This is a genomic window from Grimontia marina, from assembly GCF_900060185.1.
Classification (GTDB): Bacteria; Pseudomonadota; Gammaproteobacteria; order Enterobacterales; family Vibrionaceae; genus Enterovibrio; species Enterovibrio marinus.
Map to the genome: position 1 here is coordinate 108,544 of NZ_FIZY01000003.1, position 23,680 is coordinate 132,223.

At 50.1% G+C, this 23,680-nt stretch carries 23 protein-coding genes; 1 reads left to right on the plus strand and 22 read right to left on the minus strand.

Going from position 1 to position 23,680, the window contains the following annotated elements:
* Positions 1-13: 13 nt before the first annotated feature.
* The 21 genes from rng to csrD all read right to left on the minus strand — a co-directional run bounded on the left by rng (position 14) and on the right by csrD (position 22,019).
* Complete coding sequence (gene rng / locus GMA8713_RS02805) at positions 14-1,483, minus strand: ribonuclease G (RefSeq protein ID WP_062705519.1); 1,470 nt, start codon at positions 1,481-1,483, stop codon at positions 14-16.
* The gene (locus tag GMA8713_RS02810) at positions 1,480-2,067 is read right to left on the minus strand and encodes a Maf family protein (protein ID WP_062705521.1); all 588 of its coding nucleotides are present in this window, start codon (positions 2,065-2,067) and stop codon (positions 1,480-1,482) included. The genes rng and GMA8713_RS02810 overlap by 4 nt, the downstream gene beginning before the upstream one ends.
* Positions 2,068-2,079: 12 nt before the next feature.
* Entirely contained in the window at positions 2,080-2,568 is a 489-nt protein-coding gene (mreD, locus tag GMA8713_RS02815; RefSeq protein ID WP_062705522.1) for a rod shape-determining protein MreD, read from the minus strand.
* Positions 2,561-3,484, minus strand: a complete 924-nt coding sequence (mreC, locus tag GMA8713_RS02820) for a rod shape-determining protein MreC (protein ID WP_062705523.1) — start codon at positions 3,482-3,484, stop codon at positions 2,561-2,563. The genes mreD and mreC overlap by 8 nt, the downstream gene beginning before the upstream one ends.
* A 32-nt stretch (positions 3,485-3,516) precedes the next feature.
* The gene (locus tag GMA8713_RS02825) at positions 3,517-4,560 is read right to left on the minus strand and encodes a rod shape-determining protein (RefSeq protein WP_062705524.1); all 1,044 of its coding nucleotides are present in this window, start codon (positions 4,558-4,560) and stop codon (positions 3,517-3,519) included.
* Positions 4,561-4,676: 116 nt separating this feature from the next.
* Positions 4,677-7,772 (minus strand): DUF6701 domain-containing protein, encoded by a 3,096-nt coding sequence (locus tag GMA8713_RS02830; protein ID WP_062705525.1) that lies wholly within the window; start codon positions 7,770-7,772, stop codon positions 4,677-4,679.
* Positions 7,769-8,164 (minus strand): MSHA biogenesis protein MshP, encoded by a 396-nt coding sequence (locus GMA8713_RS02835; protein ID WP_198159442.1) that lies wholly within the window; start codon positions 8,162-8,164, stop codon positions 7,769-7,771. Before GMA8713_RS02835 ends, GMA8713_RS02830 begins: the two co-directional genes overlap by 4 nt.
* 31 nt (positions 8,165-8,195) lie before the next feature.
* The gene (locus GMA8713_RS02840) at positions 8,196-8,942 is read right to left on the minus strand and encodes a PulJ/GspJ family protein (protein WP_062705528.1); all 747 of its coding nucleotides are present in this window, start codon (positions 8,940-8,942) and stop codon (positions 8,196-8,198) included.
* Complete coding sequence (locus tag GMA8713_RS02845) at positions 8,942-9,547, minus strand: type IV pilus modification PilV family protein (protein WP_062705530.1); 606 nt, start codon at positions 9,545-9,547, stop codon at positions 8,942-8,944. Before GMA8713_RS02845 ends, GMA8713_RS02840 begins: the two co-directional genes overlap by 1 nt.
* Positions 9,534-10,013, minus strand: a complete 480-nt coding sequence (locus GMA8713_RS02850; RefSeq protein WP_232314331.1) for a type II secretion system protein — start codon at positions 10,011-10,013, stop codon at positions 9,534-9,536. The genes GMA8713_RS02845 and GMA8713_RS02850 overlap by 14 nt, the downstream gene beginning before the upstream one ends.
* Positions 9,994-10,446: a type II secretion system protein gene (locus GMA8713_RS02855; protein ID WP_062705532.1), complete on the minus strand. Its 453-nt coding sequence runs from the start codon at positions 10,444-10,446 to the stop codon at positions 9,994-9,996. The genes GMA8713_RS02850 and GMA8713_RS02855 overlap by 20 nt, the downstream gene beginning before the upstream one ends.
* Entirely contained in the window at positions 10,443-11,048 is a 606-nt protein-coding gene (locus GMA8713_RS02860; RefSeq protein ID WP_062705534.1) for a hypothetical protein, read from the minus strand. Before GMA8713_RS02860 ends, GMA8713_RS02855 begins: the two co-directional genes overlap by 4 nt.
* A complete protein-coding gene (locus GMA8713_RS02865) occupies positions 11,049-12,266 on the minus strand; it encodes a type II secretion system F family protein (RefSeq protein ID WP_062705536.1) in 1,218 nt (405 codons plus the stop codon).
* Positions 12,266-13,981, minus strand: coding sequence for a GspE/PulE family protein (locus GMA8713_RS02870; RefSeq protein WP_062705538.1), 1,716 nt, complete (start codon positions 13,979-13,981; stop codon positions 12,266-12,268). Before GMA8713_RS02870 ends, GMA8713_RS02865 begins: the two co-directional genes overlap by 1 nt.
* Entirely contained in the window at positions 13,971-15,062 is a 1,092-nt protein-coding gene (locus GMA8713_RS02875) for a tetratricopeptide repeat protein (protein ID WP_062705540.1), read from the minus strand. Before GMA8713_RS02875 ends, GMA8713_RS02870 begins: the two co-directional genes overlap by 11 nt.
* 6 nt (positions 15,063-15,068) lie before the next feature.
* Positions 15,069-15,899: an ExeA family protein gene (locus tag GMA8713_RS02880; protein ID WP_062705542.1), complete on the minus strand. Its 831-nt coding sequence runs from the start codon at positions 15,897-15,899 to the stop codon at positions 15,069-15,071.
* A 9-nt stretch (positions 15,900-15,908) separates the two neighbouring features.
* Entirely contained in the window at positions 15,909-17,477 is a 1,569-nt protein-coding gene (mshL, locus tag GMA8713_RS02885) for a pilus (MSHA type) biogenesis protein MshL (RefSeq protein WP_062705624.1), read from the minus strand.
* 32 nt (positions 17,478-17,509) lie between these two features.
* Complete coding sequence (locus GMA8713_RS02890) at positions 17,510-17,833, minus strand: hypothetical protein (RefSeq protein ID WP_062705544.1); 324 nt, start codon at positions 17,831-17,833, stop codon at positions 17,510-17,512.
* Positions 17,817-18,473 (minus strand): type 4a pilus biogenesis protein PilO, encoded by a 657-nt coding sequence (locus tag GMA8713_RS02895; protein ID WP_062705546.1) that lies wholly within the window; start codon positions 18,471-18,473, stop codon positions 17,817-17,819. The genes GMA8713_RS02890 and GMA8713_RS02895 overlap by 17 nt, the downstream gene beginning before the upstream one ends.
* Entirely contained in the window at positions 18,470-19,924 is a 1,455-nt protein-coding gene (locus GMA8713_RS02900) for a type IV pilus biogenesis protein PilM (protein ID WP_062705548.1), read from the minus strand. Before GMA8713_RS02900 ends, GMA8713_RS02895 begins: the two co-directional genes overlap by 4 nt.
* Before the next feature lie 142 nt (positions 19,925-20,066).
* A complete protein-coding gene (csrD, locus tag GMA8713_RS02905; protein ID WP_062705550.1) occupies positions 20,067-22,019 on the minus strand; it encodes an RNase E specificity factor CsrD in 1,953 nt (650 codons plus the stop codon).
* 147 nt (positions 22,020-22,166) lie between these two features.
* Here csrD and GMA8713_RS02910 point away from each other — a divergent pair, with 147 nt between their 5' ends.
* Positions 22,167-23,045, plus strand: a complete 879-nt coding sequence (locus tag GMA8713_RS02910; protein ID WP_046304833.1) for a LysR family transcriptional regulator — start codon at positions 22,167-22,169, stop codon at positions 23,043-23,045.
* 73 nt (positions 23,046-23,118) lie between these two features.
* On the opposite strand, the gene GMA8713_RS02915 is transcribed toward GMA8713_RS02910, so the two are convergent.
* Positions 23,119-23,649 carry a single-stranded DNA-binding protein gene (locus tag GMA8713_RS02915; protein WP_062705552.1) on the minus strand — a complete coding sequence of 177 codons (531 nt, stop codon included), beginning with the start codon at positions 23,647-23,649 and terminating at the stop codon, positions 23,119-23,121.
* Between the last annotated feature and the right edge of the window lie 31 nt (positions 23,650-23,680).

Here is a 23,680-nt window from a genome sequence, read left to right on the forward strand (position 1 = left end):
AGAACGGTCTCGCTTACATCATCACTACATCAAACTGCTCTTGGGTATACAGCGGCTCTATATGCACTTTCACTTGTTTCCCAATGAAGACTTCAAGCTCCGCCACCGCGTGCGATTCTTCACCTTCCAGTGCTTCACCTACAGACGGCGACGCATATACCACAAACTTGTCGGCTTCGTATGCTCGGTTCACACGGGTAATTTCGCGCAAAATTTCATAGCACACCGTTTCGACCGTCTTCACTGAACCACGACCTTCACAGGTTGGGCATTGGCCACACAAAACGTGCTCAATACTCTCTCGGGTGCGTTTGCGGGTCATTTCTACCAGTCCGAGCTGAGTGAATCCGTTGATGTTGGTTTTTACACGATCTTTCGACAGGGCCTGCTCCAGTGACTGCAACACACGCTGGCGATGCTCTTCTGAGCTCATATCGATGAAATCGATAATGATGATACCGCCGAGGTTACGAAGACGAAGTTGGCGCGCAATGGCACGAGTGGCTTCAGTGTTGGTGTTGAAGATGGTCTCTTCGAGATTACGTCTGCCCACAAAAGCGCCGGTGTTGATATCCACCGTCGTCATGGCTTCAGTCTGATCGATGATCAAATATCCACCGGATTTCAGCTCCACTTTACGATCAAGCGAGCGCTGAATTTCGTTTTCAGTGTCATACATATCAAAAATTGGCTGTTCACCGGTATAGAGCTCAAGCTTGCCAGAAAGCTCAGGCACAAACTCTTCGGTAAACTCGCGAAGTGCTTCCATCGCCGTACGGGAATCAACACGGATGATGTTGAGCTCTGTACCAACAAAATCACGTAAGATGCGTTGTGCCAAACCCAACTCACCATAGAGCATCGACTTAGAAGGGCGTTTGGCACGACGCTCTAACACCTTATTCCAGAGACGTTTGAGGAAAGCTGCATCTTGGGACATTTCCTGATCTGATGCGCCTTCTGCCGCTGTGCGTATAATAAAGCCACCCAGATCGTCACAGTAGTCAGAAACAATATTCTTCAGTCGTTCGCGTTCTTCTTCACTTTCGATACGTTGGGATACACCCACATGTGAAGCCCCAGGCATAAACACCAGATAACGAGAAGGTAAGGTAATATCTGTGGTCAGCCGCGCGCCTTTGGTACCAAGCGGGTCTTTCACCACCTGCACCACAATATCCTGTCCCTGACGGACCAGCTCAGAAATATCGCGCACCTGAAATTGCTGCTTCTCGTTTTCAGCCACACATTCGGTGTGAGGAACGATGTCAGAGGCATGTAGGAAGGCTGCTTTATCAAGGCCGATATCAACGAAGGCTGCCTGCATACCTGGCAGCACTCTGCTCACTTTACCTTTATAGATGTTGCCAACGATACCGCGCTTCGCTTCGCGTTCAATATGCACTTCCTGCAGATTACCCGCCTCAATCATGGCGACCCGGGTTTCTGAAGGCGTGACGTTAATTAATAACTCTGCGTTCATAAGTTTTTACCGCTTAATTTTTTGAATTCTTTCAACAGAGTATCTGTTTCGTAAAGTGGCAGACCGACAACGGCATGATAGCTACCATCGATACGGGTCACGAATCTGCCACCGAGTCCCTGAATCGCATAACTTCCCGCCTTGTCACAAGGCTCACCACTATGCCAATAGGCTTCGATTTCTTTATCACTCAGGGGTTTGAACCACACATTTGTTGTGACCAATGTAGTCAGAAAATGGTTCCGGTCAGCCAGCGTGACAGCCGTCATCACCTGATGTTGGCGATCTGACAACTGGCGCAGCATGGCACGCGACACATCAAGGTCAGTCGGTTTTTCTAACACCTCGCCATCACAGACTACGATCGTATCAGAGCCGAGTACAGGCAGATCTTCGGGTGCGATATCTACACCAGCTTTGGCTTTATCAAAGGATAAGCGGCGGACATAATCCGCCGCTTGTTCATTAGGCTGGCGCTGCTCTTCAACGTCAACACGTAAAATCTCGAACTGGACAGAGAGTTGTTCCAGCAGCGCCTTCCTTCGAGGTGAGGCAGATGCGAGATAAAGTTGAAGACCTGCCATGGTTTCTCCAGGTTACTTGATCGAAAACTGACGGCGTACCCGTCGCAGCAGTAAAAATAGCCAAGGCCACAATAAGAAGTTGAGCAGACCCGCCCATAGCTGTGCGGGATCGAACTGAACGTTGGAGACTAAATACTCCGCCCAAAACTCTAGCACTTTTCCTGCCAACGTCAGCAAAGACAAGAGTGCTGCCTGTTGCCAAAGCGACATATTACGCAGCATCTGGAAGTTCAGTGCGACAATATAGACCAGCACCGACATCATCAGGCCACGCACGCCGAGCGTGGAACCAAGCATGAGATCCCAAAGTAAACCGACAATCAGTGCGGTACCGACATTCACACGGTGCGGCAATGCCAGCACCCAATAGAAAGCCACCAGCAAGACCCAAGATGGGCGGAATGGTGCAAGTTCACCCGGCCAGGGAGCGGCCTGAAGGATCAATGCGATAATAAACGACAGCCAGATAAGCGCACGGCCACGCATGCTTGAATTAGCCATTGCTTACCTCTTCAGCTTGTTCTTCAGTTGTTGAAGGTTGAGCATCTTCACTTGCAGGTGTTTGCCCTTCTTCTTCAACCGCTTCTTTTTTCTCAACGTCAGTTGGCCACACCAATAGCAGGTATCGCAAACGGTCAAACTGCACTTCCGGTTTGGCATCTACCTGTGCAAACGGGCGCTTGTTATCAAATGAGAACGAAGTCACTTTCGCCACAGGATAGCCTTCAGGGAATACACCACCCAAGCCGGATGTAACCAGCATATCACCCGGCTCAATGTCCGTGCTGCTGGGGATATTTTCCAGTTGGATATTGTCGTTATCTCCACGGCCTGAAGCGATAACGCGAATATCGTTGCGCACCACCTGTACAGGAATCGCATGGGTTGGGTCAGTGATAAGCAGTACACGGCTATTGTGCGCACCGACATAGGAAACTTGCCCCACAATACCGCGCTCGTTAATCACTGGCTGGCCTTCGTACACACCGTTTGTACGACCTTTATCAATCATTACCTGATGCTTGTAAGGGTCGGAGTCCACTGCCATCACTTCCGCCACCATTTTACGCTCATCACGCACAAACGGAGAGCCCAGCAGCTCGCGTAGACGCTGATTTTCTTGCTCCAGTTGATCCAGGATCAACTGTCCGCTTCGCAGCAGCAGGACTTCTTCTTTGAGCTTGGTATTGTCAATCAACAGCTGTTGGTGCGAAGTGAACTGACGGAAGACGTTATCGAGCAGATCACGCGGCACGTTCGACGCGTATTGCAACGGAGCGACCAGCGAGTTCAGCAAATAACGGAAATTGGTGAAGGCACCCAAACGACTATCAGCCAGCATAAGGCTGGCTGATATTAAAAGAGCGAAGAACAGGCGTAATTGTAGCGATGGCCCACGGCCAAAAATTGGTTTCATTCAGTTACAACCTGTTTGTTGATGGAAGAGGATCAATCTTCGCTGAACAGATCGCCACCGTGCATGTCGATCATTTCCAGCGCTTTACCACCACCACGGGCAACACAGGTCAGCGGCTCTTCAGCAACAACAACCGGAATGCCGGTTTCTTCGGTCAGCAGACGGTCTAGATCGCGAAGTAGCGCACCACCACCGGTCAGCACCATACCACGTTCAGAAATGTCGGATGCCAGTTCTGGTGGACATTGCTCCAGTGCAACCATCACTGCAGATACGATACCTGTCAGCGGCTCTTGCAGCGCTTCCAGAATCTCGTTCGAATTCAGAGTAAAGCTACGTGGCACACCTTCTGCAAGGTTACGGCCGCGCACTTCGATTTCGCGTACTTCATCACCTGGGTACGCAGAACCGATTTCATGCTTGATGCGTTCCGCAGTTGCTTCACCAATCAGGCTACCGTAGTTACGACGCACGTAGTTGATGACGGACTCGTCAAAGCGGTCACCACCGATACGTACAGAGGATGAGTAAACCACACCGTTCAGAGAGATAACAGCAACTTCCGTTGTACCACCACCGATATCGACCACCATGGAACCGGTCGCTTCAGATACTGGCAGACCCGCACCGATTGCAGCAGCCATTGGCTCGTCAATCAAATAAACTTCACGCGCACCTGCGCCCAGTGCAGATTCGCGGATAGCACGGCGCTCAACTTGGGTAGAACCACAAGGAACTGCCACCAGTACACGTGGGCTGGGGCGCATAAAGCTATGGTCGTGAACCGTTTTGATGAAGTGCTGCAGCATTTTCTCAGTCACGTAGAAGTCAGCGATAACGCCGTCTTTCATTGGGCGAATAGCTGCGATGTTTCCTGGCGTACGGCCCAGCATTTGTTTTGCTTCATGACCGACTGCCGCGACGCTTTTTGGTGAGCCTGCACGATCTTGACGAATTGCGACAACAGAAGGTTCATCCAGAACGATCCCTTGCCCTTTTACATAGATGAGAGTGTTAGCTGTTCCCAGATCGATAGACAGATCGTTAGAGAACATGCCACGAAGTTTCTTAAACATAATCTTCGGTTAATCCTGCAAGCGTTAAAATTCTTCAAATTCCGCTAAATGTACCAACGCTGACGGGGCGCGGCAAGGTGATGATCTACAAACCTGAATGAGATCTGTCTTTTTTTTCATTCCCCTGTCAATGTGATGTTTTTTTCACCTTTATAGATGACACGATCACTTCCTCGGTAAAACCCAAAGGTTCCAATTGCGCTGGGATCATCATCAAATTGCCTACCCTGCCAATTATGTTGCAACCAGGTTTGAGGTAACACACCTTCTCCAAGCTTTTGCCAGTAACGGAACTGCTCCCGGTTTAACTGTCCATTTTGGGATGGAGGGGTCACTCTGAACTCAGAACGGCCATTTTTGACAGTTTTCTTGCTGATGGTATTGCCCGCATCATCTTTCAGTGAAATCTTAGCCTGCTGATTAGCATCTGGCGTTGAGCTAAACAACAGTTCCTTTTCACCAATCGTTGTCGAAACAAACGAAGCATTGTCCCGGGCATTAGTGACAAATCTCGAACCATCAAAGACTTCGACTGCAACAGGCATGGTTTGTTCAGAAGAGAAATCATGGGTTTCAGTGAAACCTTCGATACGCATACGCCCGAACATGAATTCACCCGTAGAAAATTCAGCGCCATCTGTTGATGGTCTATCTCCGCTAACTGGCCTAACAACTCTGGTCTCACACCCAGCAATATTCTGAACATCACAAAAGATGAAGTCGGTGTTATCGATATCATTTTTGCTCACTCCAACAGCAAAGTGCAGTGGATCAAATGGTGAATCTGGGGTGCTCCCTTTCCCAACACTCATTCGCTCAGACGTGAGTGACAGTTGACTTGTTCCATCGTCACCTGCTTTCCACTGGGTTTGCGATGATCTTACCCAACGTTCAGAAAGGTCCTGACCCGCAACGGGATTCGTCGATGTTGGTTTAATTACATAGTCTTCAAACTCTGCTTTGTATGCATCGCCAAACAGATGGTAATTCTTAACCGGCTTGTTATCGGCCGTCATTGCATAAACCGTGTATTGACCATCAAAAGGCTGATTGAGGTAAGTAAAACCATCACCGCTGCTGTCTTCACTGGCAGTGATAGCAGAAGTTAAACTACCAGAAACAGAGAAGTGGGAAGGATAAAAACGGCCTAATGGCCTTTCACCTGGATTCACTGCCATATCGAGGTAGTTTGCTGCCAGCTTTGAACGAACTCCAAATGCGCCGACCTCATCAACTGAGACATCTACAAATCGATAACGAACGTTGTTTACATCACTCGCATTATTCGTTTCTGTATGCGCAAGAGGAACAATACCGGTTATAGACGCATTACTTCCGTTAACTGGCGTGACCACAAAGGCAGTTTCATCCAAGGTCACTGTGGCAGCAGGCGCATTTTGATGCCAAAAGCTCGGTGTTGTAGCTCGCCCACAGAAATTTGGCTTGAGTGGAACGACTCCTCCGTTGGTCAGTGCAGTTCCTGACAAATCTCCGCTTTGCCATATGACAGGTTTCAAAGCGGCGGTAAACGGATCACCAGCTTTGACAAAAGCCTTCAGGTTCGACACATCTGAAAGTGAAGGTAAACTGCCGCAAACAGCAAAAGTGTAAGGGCGCGCATGCAAAGAGATATCCCCATTTAATTGTCTGCTTTCAACACTCTTCGAATCTTCTTCAACTTCAGTGGCGCTATTACTGCCAGCAGCATTTGCACTTTGAACTTCAGAGACGGGAATAGAGAGCACACCCGCATCTAAATAGTTTAAGGTCAGAGCATCTTTTGCTACGCCTTTGGAAAACAGCACTTCGATGGTTTGTGCACCGACAGTTCCATTTACCGACGGTTTATGTGGTGCTCCTGCAGAGGTGTAGTTGGGTTGCTGATAGTTTGCATTCCCAATACTCAGTTGTTTTGTCCCCTCATATTCAGGGATAGGTGTGGGATCACAATCGCCATAAACTGCTTCAATGGTTAACTTTTCCGGTTTACCTGCCACCATTTTTAATGGCGAAGGAGAGAAACGGAATCCACCAGCAGCAAAGGTGTAATTGCCTTGTTCGGATTTGAGTTCTCCGGTTTCACTCGAGGTGAAGGTGGCTTCTGCGTTAATAGTGCCAATCGCTCTATTTTGTAGCCAAAGGGTGCGCTTTCCGCCACTAAGAGCGAATGTGCCTGATGTGCTTCCATTGCAGCCACCATTGGGACTTTCTCGCCAGCAGGCTACTGGAGAATTCATCGCATTAACAGTCAAGTCGCCGGAGATATCGGTCTGAAGAACGCCTTTGTCATCTTTCACTTCGAAGGTAATTGGAATAGCTGAGCAGCTATCAGCTCTATCAGATACTGGATCTAATGAGAGGTTGTAGCTGTCGAGAAAGCCTCCGAATTTGATAATAGATTCGTTTGCCAGCACGAGTGATTTTGCCGTAACCGCTCCATAAATAGTTGTACCCCATGTCCCAGGCTGTGTTGTGCCCGATAGTTTTACTGTTCCCACCGAATAAACATATCCATAAATGATGGAGTCTGAGCCGATTTGCGCACTATACAAAGTCTCCTGACTTTCCTCTTCATGCACCCAGAAAATCAAGTTCTTGGGATCCCCCTTGATGTTTATCCTTACCTTATCTGCCAACTTCAGCTTGTTGACGTGGATCTCCACGGGACCATTAATAGTTACATCAACATTTTCTCCAACAAAAAAGTCGCCGAAGTAATAGCTCCCTTCTTCAAAGGTCACTGTGCTGCCATAGCGAAGAGAAAACGTATGATAGTTGGGGGTAGAATCGTCAAAGTAGTGAACCGTCTGGGTATGATCTAACGGATAGGTCTTATTATCTTCCAGCACACCACCAGCACTCTTTTTCAATAGAACGGTCAGTCCCTTATCTTCTGCTCTATCGCCCACCTTGACACATGCATTTCGTGGAGCATCTCCAAAATCATTACAGGTGACACCACTACCATAAAATGCATGATCATACCCTACCTCAACTGGGTTTTTATCAGGCTGGTAAATCGTGGATATACTTGTGATTTGTAGACAGTTCTTTGCATCTGTTGGATTGTGAGCACCACAGTTTTTCGCGTTTCCGGCACTTGCAGGAAGAGCCGGCGCCTGCGCTGGTCCGGGGAAGTAAACACTGTTAGACAAAGCCCAGAGCATTGGGCTGAATACCAAAGAAATGAAAACCAATAGTATCCTCGTCATCGGGAAATCCCCTTACCCCAACTTTCCTGAATCCTAACAACCTGGTGCACACCGCTACCGCATTGCCCCTTGCTCTCAACGTGGTATTGAACAAACTCGCCAGCATCAATGGTTTCGCAAGTCACTGAGACCAAACAGCCGCGAAGGCCAGCAGAACTAAAATTCGTCACAACAGGTGTCTCACTGCACACCGCTAAAGGCAGGTTATTAACGTCTGTCGCTAGTGGAAACAATCTCGCCATCGCCATTTCCGTGCCGCTGTTCGCCGCAAGCCAGGCGCGGGTACCCAAAACTTCGCGGGTACTGGTATCACTTTGTGATGTGGTGATTTGCATCAGTGCTGCACCGAGAGCTGCCAAAGCTGTCATCGCAAATACAGCGATGATTAACATGCTGCCTTTTTGGCGTTTGGGAGGAGTAACTTTAGGGTGCATTGAGAACCTGCACTTGTTGGTTGTAGACCGAAGACTCGCCGGATTGGCGGAACTTGTAGGTGATATTGATTAGGTTACCGCTGGCTAATGATGTGGTGCCCAAATTAAATCCGCTGCCGGCAGCAATGTTTTTTGCCAAGGTTGAATTGTTTTGAGTGCCGTTATTGATACGGCGTCGAAGTTCACCGTTTTCAAAGCAGAAATTGACCGAGTTTTCGAAGATATAAAAACGATCGGAGGGTGACTCGGCAGGCCAAGGGTTAGCTGCAATTTTTGATGTAGTTATTGTATTGCCAGACACGCCCGTGATCTGGTAGCTGTTATCTCCAGTCAAATCTGCAGGCGATGAAGGTAAGAACACAATCCGATGATTCCCATTATTTACCTTGTTTTGCCAATGGGTCTCTTTGGTTGAAAGCACTGCATCAAGTGTATTTTCTCCCTCTACCAATTGATGATAAGTGCCGGAATAGCGAATCGGTGTAAACACCATACATTCTCCACCAGCATAAACAGCAAGGCTGTTTGGCACCGCATGTCGCAGCTCTCTACCTACGCGCTCAACCGCAAAACGGGCTTCAGATTGCAGCGCTTCGCGGTTTCGTGATTCCACATAGCCTGAAGCGCTGGATTCGATAAAGCCAAAGATACCAACAGAAACAATCGCCAGAATCGTCAGGGTGACAATTAGCTCCACCAGCGTAAATCCGCGAGGTTTGCGGGTGAATAAAGCCATCAGAAGTTACTCCGATAGGCCGTGAAGTCGTACCGGCCAAAACTGCCAGTATCGACGTACAGGTCGATGCGTTTATAGAGTCTGGCATTGTTGGTGCTGTCAGCAAAAGTGCTGTTGTCGTACTCGACATTGATATCGACAGTGAAGCCTTTGTAATCCGACGCAGAGCCTCCAACCAAAGCGCTCAAATCGCCTCTGTGGGTTCGAGTACAGGCCGAGTTTCCTCCCCAGCACCCGATATAGTCTTCAACAGCAACAAAGCCCGTTCCTGCTGAAAGTGGAGAAGAACAGGTTTGAATAGGATTCGGGGCAACAATACCCTGCGCTAAAACCGCATCAGCGTCTTCATCACAACGCCAGCGGCTACCGTTAGGGTCAGATTCTTTATCAAACTGACGCGCCAAAATCTCGTTCATCACCGCTTGCCCTAACGCTGCCGCGCGGGCTTCATAATGCGGATTGGCAGATTTGGCGAACATAGGGAAAAGAGTGGTACTGAGTAGCACCATGGCAACACCAAACACAACGATGCCAATCACTAACTCCACCAGCGTATAGCCACGCTGATGGTTCGGAATTCGATAGGTTTTTTCAGCTGCAGGCATGGAAATAGCCCTCGCTGTTTAAGCAAATGCTGGCTTCTGTACCGCCTTGGGAGAAGGTGAACTCGCACCGTTCAGAAGTGCAAAGGCGGCTGCCTACTGCATTTACCGGGCGTCCCAGCAAATCAAAATAAATCGTTTGAACGGGTGAAATGCGAACCTGTGAATCGGACAGATCCACCACATCACTGCGGTAATCGCCAAAACCACAAGCTGAGTCGCTACTGCCCCCCATTCGGGAGGCAGCAACGTACATGGCATTGCAGGCAGAAGATGGATTCTCCTGCTGCATTGCCCTGAGCTGGACTTGTCTGGCGACAGACAAGCCAGTATCCCGCGCACTGGTGACTGAAAAAGCTTCAGACCCCGACAGGCGCGGTATGGCAAACACACTAATAATGCCGAGGATCACCAGCACTGTGATCAGCTCGATTAGTGTGAAGCCTCTCTTACGGAGTAGCACAAGCACCAATGGTTACAGTTGGTGCAACATTATTGCCAGTTGACTGTACAAAGATGACACACTGATCTGTAGCGGTAAATGTACCACCTGAAAGAGTAAAGCGAGATGTTCCCGCAGGAGTACTCCATTGAGCTTCCCAATCATCAGTGTTTAGGCCAATGACTGCAGCACCAATACCTGTTTCAGAAGCATCTGGATATCCCCATACAAGATCAATATCGTTTACTTCCCCGGTACCACCTGTTTGACCATCGATAGCTGCGCGACCATATACCACGCTGTTTGCACCATCGATCGCTCCTTTTAAACCTTGAAGTGCAGCGGTGCGTGCATCATCTTGGAAATTCAGAAAACGAGGCGCAGCAGTAACCGCCAAAATACCCAGAATTACGATCACAACGATCATTTCAATCAGCGTAAAACCGCCTTGACGTTTCATTTTACTTCTCCAGTTTCTCTCAATACTTCTACGCGGCCCGATGCCGGGTAGTAAGCAAAAACATGACGCGCCGAAATTGACGGGTCATCACTCCAAATACCGGCGCGTACCGGTCTTTCAAATCGGCAATAAGGCTGGGCTTCAATACCTTTCTCCCTTACCACTATTGCGCGAATCTTTGGCTGCGAGATTTGTTCTGCCGCAGCCTGTAATCTGTCTTCCAGCCAGTAAGACTGGTCGGTAAATTGTTCCAACAATGCACCGCAATCTTCAGCGCGTAGTGCTGTCAGTGTTTTTGCGCCATTTTCCAGCGCAAAAGGAAAACCTGTTTGGTTGTTTTCTTCTGCGTTTAAGCGAAAACTAACATTCTCAACAATAACGATATCTTTTTGTTTACTATCGTTTTTTAAAGCTGATCGCAATTGCACATTCTTAGCCGAACCTTCAAACGCATTGGCGAGATAACGAAACTCCACTTCATCAGCGAACTGCATCACACGCTCAAAAGCGGGAATCGCGGCCATCATGACAACACCGATAATCGCGGTGAGCAAAGCCCACTGAGAGGCACTGCTGTCCCTGAATCGAAATAGCCAATGCATTTAGCCGCCACGGATCAGGTCGAGCATGTTCCACATCGGCAGGAAAATACCCAATGCGAGGATTAATACCATGCCCGCCACAATCAGTAGCAGGATGGGCTCCATGCGGGCTGATAGGGTTTTCAGGTCATAATCCACTTCGCGGTCGTAAAAATCGCTCGCTTCCAGAAGCAGGTTATCAATCTGGCCGGTTTCCTCGCCCACCTGAATCATCTGGTGCACCAGTGGCGTAAACAGTTGGCTGTCTGCCGTGACAGAACTGAGGTTAATCCCCGACTCTATCGCCGCTTTCATCTTGTCCACTTCGCCGCCAAGAAAGTGGTTCTCCAGCGCTTCACCAGACATCTGCAGCGCAGTATTGAGCGGCACACCTGCACGCAGCATCAAGGCGAATGTTCGCGAGAAGCGCGACATCAAGGCTCGGTTAACCAGGTTTCCAACCAGCGGAATACACAGCTTGAATCTGTCCCACTTTATCCGGCCTTGCTCGGTGCTTTTCCACACCTGTAATCCTGCGACCAAGCAAACGGTGCCGAAGACCAGTAGCCACCAGTAATCAACAAAGAAGCTTGATGTAGCCATCAAAATCTTGGTCGGCAGCGGCAAATCAGAGCCGAACTTGGCAAACATGCCTGCAAACTGCGGGATCACTTTGACGTTCAAAAACGCCATCGCGCCGATGATCACCATCAGCACAAATGTTGGGTAACGCAGCGCCGATTTAATCCGGCGGCGGGTTTCCATTTCCTGCTCGTAGTATTCAGCCAGCTGGAGCATGGCATCATCGAGACGACCCGTGTTTTCACCCACCTGCACCAGCGAGACAAACAAATCGCTGAACACATTTTCGTGGTCACGCATTGCCGCCGACATAGGACGACCGTTGGAAAGTTCATTGGCGACGCTTTCAAGCGCGGTTTTCAATGGCTTATCCGTGGTGCTTTGTGCCAACCCTTTTATCGCACGCAGCAGCGGCACACCCGCTTTAATCAGGCTGTATGCCTGACGGCTGAAAATCACCAGTGATTCCAGTTTCACCTTTGGCTGGAACAGCGGCGCATTGGCTTTTTGTGCCCGCGCCTTGGTGACTTCCAGTGACAACAACACCGCACCAGACGCTGACACGTTGGCAATCGCATCGCTTTCGCTGGCAGCTTCAATAATCGCCGAAACACGTTTTCCGTTCGGCTTACGCGCGGTGTAGCGATACCTTGGCATCAGGCACCTATCAACGACATCGCCGCCGCTTCAGAAAGCTTCATCGCCTCTTCCAGCGAAGTTTGTCCTTGCTTGGCAAAATCCAGCGCACTGTGAACTAAAGGCTTATAGCCCGCTTGCTGTTCTGCCAGCGCTGAGAACAATTGGGTGTCGTTAGCGCGCAAGGCATCCATCAATTCTGGGGTAATTTCCAGAAGCTCAAACACACCAATTCGGCCTTTGTAGCCGGTAAAGTTACAGCTTTGACAGCCGCGGCCTTTGTAGAAGCCATGCCCTGCCATTTCCGGGCGAGTCGTTGTCAGCCAAACCTGCTCCACATCGTCAGTGGCGTGAGGCACTTTACAATCCGGACAAATACGTCGGATCAATCGCTGCGCCAGCACGGCGCGAACTGCACTCGCCACCAGATACCCCGGCGCTTCCATATCCAGAAGACGGAGCGCACTGTCGATGGCGTTATTAGTGTGCAAGGTCGACAGTACCAGGTGACCGGTCAGCGCCGCGCGAAGGCCGATTTCCACGGTTTCGAGGTCACGCATCTCACCGACCAGGATGATGTCCGGGTCCTGACGAAGGAAGGTACGCAACGCAGAAGAAAAGCTCAGGCCAATCTTGCTTTGAATTTGCACCTGACTGATACGCGGCAGACGGTATTCCACCGGGTCTTCCGCAGTCAGGATCTTTTTGCCCGGCACATTCAGTTCATTGAGCGCGCCATAAAGCGTGGTGGTTTTGCCCGAGCCTGTCGGGCCGGTCACCAGAATCATGCCGTGTGGGCGGCGAAGCTGGTTGCGGAAACGCACCAGCATCTGAGCGTCCATACCGACTTCTTCCAGCTGCAGCACACCGGCCGACTGGTTAAGAAGACGCATCACCACAGATTCGCCGTATTGCACAGGAAGCGTCGACACACGCACGTCGATGGCATTGCCACGGACATTGATGTTGAAGCGACCATCCTGCGGCAGACGCTTTTCAGAGATATCCATGCCGCTCATGAGTTTCAGGCGAAGCACCAATGCAGAAGCAATCGCACGCTCTTTCAGCAAAGTTTCATGCAACACGCCATCAATACGCTGGCGAATTCGCAGGGCATCGGCATCTGGCTCGATGTGAATATCCGAAGCATTCACCTGTACTGCGTCTTCAAACAGCGAGTTAATCAGTTTAACGACGGTGACTTCTTCAGATTGCTCTTCGTCTGCCCCGAAGTTTTGCTCAAGCTTCACGCCGTGTTCGGCCTGCAAACGCTCAGCAAACGAAGCGATTTCGCTGGTGCGACGGTAGTAGCGATCAAATGCATCGATCAGCGGCTGTTCTGCAGTGATCAGAAGTTCTACCTGATATTGATGAAGCTGGTTCATCACACTTTCCTGTGAAGCCAGATCCGCAGGATCGGACATCGCCACACGAACCGTTTTACCGATACGGCCAATCACCAGCGCGCGAAGACGTCGAGCATGCACCTCTGGCAGCAAGCTGACAGCACTTGGATCGACTTGGGTCAGACTCAGATCAATCAGTGGTACACCAAGCTGACGGGCAAGGAAGTCCAGCATCTGACTTTCGGTCAGAATGCCCATTTCCATCAGGGTATCGCCAAGCTTACGTCCGGTTTCTGACTGACGGGCCAGCGCAGCATTCAGATGTGCATCAGTGATGATGTGCTCTTCAACCAGCAGGTCGCCAAGACGCTTTCGTAATTTAACGGCCATCTGTCGCTCCCTGTTTCAGGTTCTCGAGGTAAACCAAACGCTGGCGGGCAAAGTTCACCGACTGGTTGCTCAAACCGCCAGATTGAACGGCTTTGCCATAAGCTTTTTCGGCTTCCGCATTGGCACCGGTTTTTTCAGCAGACACACCCAGCCCCAGCCACCAACGACCGTCCATCGGCTCTTGCTCTGTCAGCCATTGATAGCTTTGCTTGGCTTCGAGGTTCTTACCCAGCTTTTGTGCCAAAGCCGCGCGCATGGATACAAATCGTACCTGCTCGCCATCCAGCAAGTTCACCGAAGAAGACAGCACATTCAGCGCCGATTCTTCACTACCATTTTGCTGATACATACGCGCCAGTGTGAGTTTCAATGTTGCGGAATTTGGGTTGGCGCTAATGCCTTTACGCAGCACATTTTCGGCATCTCGCAATTGACTGCGACCATATAGAAGTCCCGCCAATTGGTTGGTGGCAGCAATGTGGCTCGAGTTGTATTTCACCGCATCACGCAGGAAAGCGATGGCTTTTTGTGTATCACCGACTTGGGCGCGCTTCTGCGCTTTTTCGTAGGCAATGTCTGCCAACTGCTCGCCAGTCAGTTCAATGGTTTCCACTGACAGGGAAGCTTCTTGTTCAACTTCGATGCTATCTAGTACACGCGCAGCTTTAACCGGCTCAACTTTCGCCATCAGCACTGGCTCAGGAACTTTTGTGATAACTGTGTTTTCTGCTTTGGCCAAAGACACGGGTTGCTCAACATCCACCGCTTTAGGCACGGAATGCTTTGCCACATAGCTGACCTCACTTTTCACCACTTTCTGAGTGGGTGAAGGTGCAGCTTTGGGTGTTGAGTCTGCGAAGACAGGCTCAGGTATCAGGGTTGGCGGTGTTAGGGGCGCCTTTTCACTGCCACTGGAAAGTGCCCATGAAATACCCGTCGCACCAACCAAGGTTGCCACCAGCGCCAGCACAACACGTGCAAAGCGAAAACCCCATACAGAAGGGATTGATGCAACGGCAAGGCGTTTCTCACTGTTTTGTTGCGACGAAAGGTCGCTCAACATGCGGTTTAATTCACTCATGATTTCCTACCCCCAAACGGCCTGAAGCACAGAGTGCTTGCGGGCGAGAGGTGTATCTTTAATGGCGAGGCGAACAGCATGTGCGCTGACGCGGTGTTTGCCCCTACCAAAACTCAATAACAGCGATTTATGACAAAGCTGATGCACCAGTCGCGGAATGCCTTGACTCGCGACCCAAATACGTCGCTTTGCCCAAGTTGAGAACAGTGGTGAAGCGCCCTGTTCTTGTAATCTGTGGTCGATATAGGCTGATGTCTCAGCAAAGCTCAGCGGCGTCAACTCGGCGCTGAAACTGATGCGTTGCAGTAGCTGACGCATATTGTGTTGTGACAGGCGTTCATCAAGCTCTGGCTGGCCAAACATAATCAGTTGAATCAGCTTACGCTGTTCCGTTTCCAGATTGCCCAGCAAGCGGATCGCTTCAAGCACTTCATCCGGCATGGCCTGCGCTTCATCGCAAAGGATCACAACCGGCTTCTCATCTCGCGCAGCAATAATTGCCGCCTGTTGGATTACACCAAGCAGCTTGTCTTCTGTCACCTGTTCGTCAATACCAAGCTCATCAGCAATCAGGCGATGCAACCCTGCCACCGTATTGGCTGGGTTGGGCAGAAATACCAAGGTAAAGCTTTCGCTCAGAGCTTTGAGCACCAAACGGCACACCATGGTTTTTCCTGTACCCACTTCGCCTGTCACTTTGACCAGCCCTTCGCCCATTTCCATCGCCGACACGCAGGTGTTTATCGCATCCACGTGAGAACGCACGCCGAAAAAGCAGCGTGTGTCTGGGGTTAAGCTAAATGGCGCGGCATTGAGGCCAAAGTGCGACATATACATAGGGTTGACTTAGTTTTCCGGGAACCAGTCGTTCAAAAGCTGACGTGAACGGTTGATCTCTTCTTGCCAGGTTTGCTCACCCACCACTGAAGGTTGAAGCAAGATCACCAGTTCGGTTTTCTGCTTCATGCGGTTCACGTTACGGAACAGATGGCCTAGACCCGGAATATCGCCGAGAAGTGGCACTTTAGAGACCATTTCTTCATAGCTGGATTTCATCAGACCACCAATGACGACCACATCGCCAGATTGGGCGTGGATAATAGAGTCCGATTCACGGATAGAGGTCTTAGCCAGTGGCAACACATAAGGCTGTGATGAAGTGCCAAGTTGGATAGTTTTCTCTTCTGTCACCACATCGATGACCGCCGGGTGAACATGCAAGAGTACGCCGTTGTCATCGTCAATTTGCGGCGTCACATCCAAGGAGATACCTGAGAAGAAAGGTGTCAGTTCGATGTTCGGGCCGGAGTCTGAGTTATCGCCTGAGGTATCGCTGGAAGAAATATCCGTAACAAAGTACTCGTCACCCCCGACTTTAATTACCGCTTTCTGGTTGTTTGCCGCTGTGACACGTGGACTCGACAGCACGTTCACATCGCCCTGTGTATCAAGGAAGTTCATCACCGCTGAGAAATTGCCATCCGAGATGGTGATATTAGTTTGTCCACCGATCACATTGGAAATAAAGTCGCCGGCAAGTTCAGCCGCGTCTCGTGTAATTTCCACACCACCGCTGCCAATCGATGACGTAATATTCGACCAGTTAACACCCTGCTGATAGCCATCGCTCAAGGTCACTTCTAGGATTTTCGCTTCCAGAATCACCTGACGCTTCAAACGTGCTTGTGATGCGTCGAGGAAACGTTTTACTTCGCGAAGTTCATTCGGGTATGCCTTCACCGTGATAAGGCTCGCCTGCGGAGAGACCACAATGCTGCGCCCATCGCCATTACCAATCATGGCCGCGACTGCACGTTCGAGCTGCGCCCAGAAATTGCTTTCCGCGCGGGTTTCAATCACGGTTCCGCCCGTTGGCACCGAGGTACGCTCAGTTTTTTCATCATCTCCGCTACCAGAGCTGGAATCCGTTGAAACTGCACCTGTGCTAATAGAAGTCAGTGATACTCCAGCTCGTTGCAGTTGCAAGTAATCCACCGGGAAGGTTTCAGTACGCAACACAGCGGGGAAAATCTGAATAAGACGTCCATTCATTTCCACGTTGTAGCCGTAGATATCTGAGACCACTTCCAACGCTTCAGGCACGGTGACATCTTTCAGTGAAACAGTGACTTTGCCACTCACTTCCGGGTGCATCACCAAGTTGAAATCCGTGCCCTGCACTAAAGAGCCAAAGAAAGCTTTGGCATCGACATTGTTAGCATTAATGCGCAGGCGTTTTTCGGTCAACACGCCACTACCAGAGGTGTCAGAGAAGTCCCCCATCAAATCCTGAGTGACCGCGTCTGGCAATTCAGTCAATGGCTGGGAAGTGCTCTGTGCGTAGGCCTCGTTCAACGCTTCCTGCACTTCAGTCGGCTTTTGATGCCCCGTGCTTTGACACGCCGACAACAGCATCGCTGCGGCGAAGATCAGTAATGGATGTGTCTTCACTCTACTACCTGCTCGTTAAATACGGTCAATGCCCAACGCTTGCCTCCACGGCTCAGCGTTACGCGTTCTTCATTAATTTGGCTGACGATATAGCCGTTGATGTTTTGCCCTTTCCCAACGTTTTTTCCATTCAGCACAGCTGAACAAATGCCATCGGTCGCACACAAAATGGCATCCAGCTTAGGCAAACGATAAACCTTTGCCTTAGCAGACTGTTTTGGAGGTGTAAAACCTAGCGGCGCCGTCGGGTCACCGCTTGCTAAAGACGTTATTGGCAGCAACAGCGAAAACAAAACCAGAACGCTATTCAGTAATTTCATTCTTACCCCCGATAAACACCGGGCTTTCACCCAGTGTGTAAACCGCAATGGTCACTTTCGCTATAGGGTATTCCGTCACGCTGTAATCCACGCTTTGCCAGTAGTATTTAACGGGCAAGGCTTCCAGGGTACTCAGGTAATCAACGATGTCGAAGTAGCGCCCTTCCAACGTAATTTCGACAGGATGGATGTAGTAGCCCGCATCCTCGGTATCCGTCAGCTGCTGCGGTGGCAAAGAGTTCATTGAAATCAGGGTCAAACGCTCAGACTGTCTCAACACGCTTTCCATCAATGAGGACATTTGTGCAGCGGTTACCAAGCCATCGACTTTAAGCGCCATTTCGCTATCAAGCTCAGCAATCTCTTTGCTGAGTTTTGCCAGCTCAGCTTCAAGTTCAGCGTTTGGCGAAGTATGTAGCTTTTCCTGCTTCAGACGGTTGAGCGTGACTAAGTCATCAGTCGTTCGCTCTGACTGAAGAGTTTGTGTTTCAAGCTGAGCCAGCGCCTTGCTCGCTGGCTCAATAAAGAGGAACAATCCCAGACCGAGAATGGCAACCCAACCTGCGACTGCAATCATCCATTGCTCTCGAATACTCAGTGCACCAAAGGCATTTTTACCGCGGGTTAGCAGTGCATTCATTTCGCGCTCCCCCCGTTTTCACGTTTGGACACTAAATTGAAGTTCAGGCGGTTTTTCTCATCTCGGCTCAACGCCATTTGTTCAAATACGCGATCTGATAACGACGGCTGGGTGCTAAATGATTGCAGCCATGCAGGCACAGAAGACGGCGTTGAAGCCAGTCCCTTCAAATCAAGCGCATTTTGACTGACAGAGATGGAAGACACGGAAATATCACGACGTGAAAGCGAGGCCAATGCGCGGAACGTATCCGCGTGCCCTTGCTGCAGTGCCGCATCATGCTTTTTCACCGCCGTCAGTGCTCTGCGCTTGGCGTCGATGGAGGCCTTTTTCTCGTTCACTTCATTGGTAAGACTGATCGACGGCAGATGCAAAGCCAGTTGTTCATTGAGCTCATCAGACAGGCTTTGTGCACTCTGACGTTCGCTATCTGCCACTGAAAAGAACTGTTTTGCCTGCCCAAGCGAGAACTGTTGGTAAGCGGCCACTAACACCACCAGCAATGAGGTTGCACCCCATACAAGCAACATTTTCTCGAAGGTCAGCAGTGGCGCTTTTGGTGACAGACCGTCGCTGAACAGGTTTACATCAGGCGAGTAATCGCAGTTTAACGCGGCGATTGCGATATGTTGGTGATGCGCTTCGGTCTCAAAAAGCTGTTGCGGACGCACAGCCACAGACAGTCGGGAAGATAATTGAAACGCCAGCTCGGTGTCGTCGATGCCATGAACACTCACGACCAGCCCAGTCACCTGTACACTTTTTAACTGTGATCGCAAATAGTCGAGTGAACGCTGCACTTCGAGTGCTAAATCATCAACCACCGAGGGCGACATCATCTGTCCTTCCAGAATCACACCACGGATTTGGCGTTGGAAGCAAAGGCGTCCTAAATGGAAAGCAGCCAGTTGCAGCACGCCATAGCTGTCACGGCTCAACACCATCTCGGTTTTATCCAATCGCGTCCACTGGCGCAGCACTACGTCTTCAAGAGACACGTTGGTGAGTCGGCACTGACTTTTCTCCAGTGCTTTACTGAACTGGATAAGTGGCAGTTTATGGCAAACGAACGCCTGGAAACGGTTAGCCACCGGTGAGCTGAAGCCATCAGCCACAATGTCCGACGGCGAATCAGAGATGAAGTCTTTGAGCTGGAATGGCAACGCCGCGCGCTTGTCTTCGTCAGACAATCCCGGGTCATCAATCAGCAGGGATTGATATAAGCCATGCCCCAGCACCAGATGCACGTTTGCCTTGCTGATCTCATGTCTGGCGATCAACTGCGTCGCTGCCATCCATAGATCTGATTGGGTGACGGTTTGCGCGTCCAGTTGCGTCTTTCCGTTGCCATCTTGATAAGCGATCACGACCTGTTCGGCGGATGCAACCAGGCTGACAACATCCCGTTGTTTAACCGGGGAAAGTTTTGCAAAAAGAGTAGAAACTGCCATCTGTATCTAAATTCAGCCCAGGAAATGTTAAAAAATTGTTTGAAGTACACTATATTCTATCAAATTTCCCGCCAAAAAATAAGTATTCTTGCGACAGTTTCATGACGCAATTGAGCGCTTTATAAACAACGTTCGATCAAGTTCATTGTTTACGCCATCGCTGGCGCTTTCGCGTCGCAGGACTGGAAGAGAGTTCTGCACCGAGCAAACGGCCTTGCCCGCCCATAACCCCAAGTTGTAGAAGGACTTTCCACTCCTGCTGGGATTCAATGCCTACTGCAAGTACTTGTGTCGGTGTCGGGTCACATGCACCCAGCATACTCCGAACATACAACTGATTCTCCGGGCGCTGGTGAATATCGCGGATAAGGCTTCGGTGGAGTTTGATATATTTCGGTTGGATATCTTTAACGTAGTGGGTACTGACCACTGATCGGCCAGCCTGATCGACGACCACAGCACAACCCAGCGCCCGAACTATGCGAAGCGCAGGTCTTACTGCATCGAAGTGCTTCACCAACGGCGCTTCAGAAACTTCAATTTGCAAACGGTTCAATACACTGCGTGGCGTTTGCAGTAAGGTATCTCGTAACCAAATCTGATAAGCACGCTGGCCCAATGATCCTGCACACACGTTAATTGAAAGCACCTCTCGTCCATCCCCCTTTCGTAGAAGATGCAGTGCCTTCCCCACCACCCGCCGATCCAATGTGCTGTTCATACCCACCAGGTCAATACCCGTCATAAAACGCGAGGCTTTAATGATCAGCCCATTTTCATCTTTGATTCGGGCTAGCAGCTCAGTATGTAGATCCTCTCCTTTGGTATCTTTCACCACCTGCCGGTATAGATCTGGGCCTCCTGCCTCAAATACTCGAGTCAGCAAAGTTCGCCAACGAACGCTGCCACGGGCATCGTCTGCTACGACATCTTTCTTAAACGCATACCAGCCGTTACTGTTTTGCAGTACAGCGCTGCGTTTCGCCATGTCCGCTTCTTCCATCAACCGACCACGGCGCTCTCCAGCGGTGAAGAAAGTCATACCAAGGTGCGCCCAGTTTTCCTCTTCAAGACACTCAGGCGGAGTCAGGCGCTCCAGTGCTTTCATCAATTGGGTGGCAAACAGACGGGCATCTTTCGCCGACTGGTGCGTCAGCAATACTGCAAATTCTGTATCGTAGTAACGGGCAAGCACCGCATCAGGGAAACGGAGAATAGCATTTGATAAGACGCTCCCAACTTCTTTCACCCATTCATCAGCACCTTCTTTGCCTGATTCATGCATTAACGTATCCCAATCACCAATACGAATGATCAGTACAGCCCCCTGAGCCCCCTTATCCTGCAACAGTGTTTGGAGACGGTTATCAAACATGACGCGGTTAGCCGCACCCGTCAGCTTATCGAGGAAGGTGTTGGAGCGGATAAATGTATCAAAGCGGCTTCGTTCCTGGCGAGCCTCACGAAGCTCGGCAATCATCTGATCAAGCGCAATGCTCGCCGTTGCCGGCCATTCGCGCTCATCACTGGTATGCACTTCTTCTGCCCGGCCAGCCAAAATTAACCTTCCTCGGTGCTCTAAAAGCTCAGCACCGAGAAGCTGAATTCTAAGCCAGCGAATACCCCAGGAAAGACCGAGCACAATGACCAGTACCGCAAGTGACAGTGAAGACATTGCTCCGATGGAATAAGCAAAGTCAGCATATGGAGGAACAGATTTAATGTTGATATAGAAACCGGGATTACTTGGCAGATCGTACCTGTTTTCAATGATCTCCATGGGCTGGGCTGTTGTGTGGATCTGTTCGTAACGATACAAAAGACCCGTCTTACTGGTGATTTCCAATTCGACAATATCGCTGGCTTTTAGAAGTTGAGGCAACCACAAGCCAATATTTTCATTGGATGCTGGGTTGGCAATCGCATGATCAATTTCAACCACAACTTTACTGAGATAATGGGAGAGAAAGTCCGTCCCCAATTTACGAAAACTAATAGCGCCACCTATAAAAAGCACAAACATGGCGCAAACAACAATAAGCGTTACAAAAGCGACCAATCGGTTGGTCAGCTTCATCCCGGCAACTTTTCTCATGTACTATCCAAATGAAGACTTTTGCTGAGCCCTTGTCAGCAAAATGATGGCTTTAGACTGTTTCACGTAAACAATTTAGTTATTATCGTTCTTCCTGTTATGAAAGTGAACGCAAAGTCGATACTCGGTTGTTAAATGAGTCAATAAATGGATTGGATTACCTGCGCGAAAAGTTATGTCACTGTGGTAGAAATGGGCTCGCTGGCTCAAGCGGCAACTAAGCTCAATACATCGAGCTCCGCCCTTTCCAAGCGATTAGCCTGGCTAGAGAATCAGCTTGGCGTTCAGCTGTTAAAGCGCACCACCCGCACTTTGACCATGACCGATGCAGGCCGACTTTTTTATCAGCGCGGGAAACTACTTTTAGACGATTGGACACAATTGGTTTCTGAAACCACCTCCACCTATGGTGAAGTTAGCGGCGTGCTGCGGATTGGCGCTCCGCTTGCGACTGGAAGTCGGCTGTTGGTTAACAATATCGGTGAGTTTCTTTCAGCCTATCCCAATATTCAGGTAGAGTTGCACACCCTTGCACCGGGTCAATTGCCTGACCCCAATCTGGATGTGGTAATCACCCGGGAGCTGGCAGATTTCAACTCTGCGAGCTTTATCGCCACTAAGCTGTTTGATTTCCAGCCTCGTTTTTTTGCTTCACCGACTTATCTCGCACAACACCCACCTATTGTCGATCAAGAGCAGCTCTTGCATCACAACTGTCTGCTATATGGCTCCACCAGCCACCCACAAGAACATGAATTTGAGCATGGGCGAAAGTTACGTTTGAGTGGAAACTTCGTCTCCCCCAACCCAGAGGCCTTGGTAAACGCAGCCGTGGCTGGGCTTGGCATTATTCTGGTAGGCGATGTGACGGTTAGAAAGGAGTTGGATCAGGGATTACTGGTGCCCGTGCTGCCAGACGTGCGTCAGCCGAAAAGCGCCGCCTACGCCTATTACCCAAAGCTTGAGTACAACCACACCAAAACGCGGCTGTTTATTGATTTTCTGAAGCAGAAAGTCGGACACTGAAAATACTATCAAAGCACCAGATAAAGCAAACCCCGCAAGAAGCGGGGTTTGTAAATATTTCAATCGCGCCAGCCTAGAACGGGATATCGTCGTCGAAATCTGGCATGTCGTTGTACTGCTGAGGTGCCTGTTGCTGTGGCTGCTGCTGTTGCGCAGGTTGCTGCTGCGGCTGGTAGTTTGACTGCTGAGGCTGTTGCGGCTGACCCCAACCACCTTGCTGTGGTTGCTGCTGCATTGGCGCACCTTGACCCACGCCACCACCTGAACGGCTGTCCAGCATCTGCATTTCGTTAGCAACGATTTCCGTTGTGTAACGGTCCTGACCATCCTGTCCCTGCCATTTACGGGTTTGCAGGCGACCTTCCAGGTACACTTTCGAGCCTTTCTTTAGGTATTCACCGGCAATTTCAGCCAAGCGACGGTACATTACCACACGGTGCCACTCGGTCATTTCCTTGTTTTCACCCGTGTTTTTGTCGCGCCACGTTTCTGAGGTTGCAACGGTCAAATTAGCAACCGCTCCACCATTTGGCAGGTAGCGAACTTCAGGATCGTTACCTAAGTTGCCAATCAAGATAACTTTATTTACTCCACGGCTGGCCATATTTTGCTCCCAAACCTTTATTTATTGATCA

Bases quoted from the DNA above. Each gene is read 5' to 3' on its own strand.
- rng (WP_062705519.1), bottom strand. From the start codon at position 1,483: ATGAACGCAGAGTTATTAATTAACGTCACGCCTTCAGAAACCCGGGTC.
- GMA8713_RS02810 (WP_062705521.1), bottom strand. From the start codon at position 2,067: ATGGCAGGTCTTCAACTTTATCTCGCATCTGCCTCACCTCGAAGGAAG.
- mreD (WP_062705522.1), bottom strand. From the start codon at position 2,568: ATGGCTAATTCAAGCATGCGTGGCCGTGCGCTTATCTGGCTGTCGTTT.
- mreC (WP_062705523.1), bottom strand. From the start codon at position 3,484: ATGAAACCAATTTTTGGCCGTGGGCCATCGCTACAATTACGCCTGTTC.
- GMA8713_RS02825 (WP_062705524.1), bottom strand. From the start codon at position 4,560: ATGTTTAAGAAACTTCGTGGCATGTTCTCTAACGATCTGTCTATCGAT.
- GMA8713_RS02830 (WP_062705525.1), bottom strand. From the start codon at position 7,772: ATGACGAGGATACTATTGGTTTTCATTTCTTTGGTATTCAGCCCAATG.
- GMA8713_RS02835 (WP_198159442.1), bottom strand. From the start codon at position 8,164: ATGTTAATCATCGCTGTATTTGCGATGACAGCTTTGGCAGCTCTCGGT.
- GMA8713_RS02840 (WP_062705528.1), bottom strand. From the start codon at position 8,942: ATGGCTTTATTCACCCGCAAACCTCGCGGATTTACGCTGGTGGAGCTA.
- GMA8713_RS02845 (WP_062705530.1), bottom strand. From the start codon at position 9,547: ATGCCTGCAGCTGAAAAAACCTATCGAATTCCGAACCATCAGCGTGGC.
- GMA8713_RS02855 (WP_062705532.1), bottom strand. From the start codon at position 10,446: ATGAAACGTCAAGGCGGTTTTACGCTGATTGAAATGATCGTTGTGATC.
- GMA8713_RS02860 (WP_062705534.1), bottom strand. From the start codon at position 11,048: ATGCATTGGCTATTTCGATTCAGGGACAGCAGTGCCTCTCAGTGGGCT.
- GMA8713_RS02865 (WP_062705536.1), bottom strand. From the start codon at position 12,266: ATGCCAAGGTATCGCTACACCGCGCGTAAGCCGAACGGAAAACGTGTT.
- GMA8713_RS02870 (WP_062705538.1), bottom strand. From the start codon at position 13,981: ATGGCCGTTAAATTACGAAAGCGTCTTGGCGACCTGCTGGTTGAAGAG.
- GMA8713_RS02875 (WP_062705540.1), bottom strand. From the start codon at position 15,062: ATGAGTGAATTAAACCGCATGTTGAGCGACCTTTCGTCGCAACAAAAC.
- GMA8713_RS02880 (WP_062705542.1), bottom strand. From the start codon at position 15,899: ATGTATATGTCGCACTTTGGCCTCAATGCCGCGCCATTTAGCTTAACC.
- mshL (WP_062705624.1), bottom strand. From the start codon at position 17,477: ATGCTGTTGTCGGCGTGTCAAAGCACGGGGCATCAAAAGCCGACTGAA.
- GMA8713_RS02890 (WP_062705544.1), bottom strand. From the start codon at position 17,833: ATGAAATTACTGAATAGCGTTCTGGTTTTGTTTTCGCTGTTGCTGCCA.
- GMA8713_RS02895 (WP_062705546.1), bottom strand. From the start codon at position 18,473: ATGAATGCACTGCTAACCCGCGGTAAAAATGCCTTTGGTGCACTGAGT.
- GMA8713_RS02900 (WP_062705548.1), bottom strand. From the start codon at position 19,924: ATGGCAGTTTCTACTCTTTTTGCAAAACTTTCCCCGGTTAAACAACGG.
- csrD (WP_062705550.1), bottom strand. From the start codon at position 22,019: ATGAGAAAAGTTGCCGGGATGAAGCTGACCAACCGATTGGTCGCTTTT.
- GMA8713_RS02910 (WP_046304833.1), top strand. From the start codon at position 22,167: ATGGATTGGATTACCTGCGCGAAAAGTTATGTCACTGTGGTAGAAATG.
- GMA8713_RS02915 (WP_062705552.1), bottom strand. From the start codon at position 23,649: ATGGCCAGCCGTGGAGTAAATAAAGTTATCTTGATTGGCAACTTAGGT.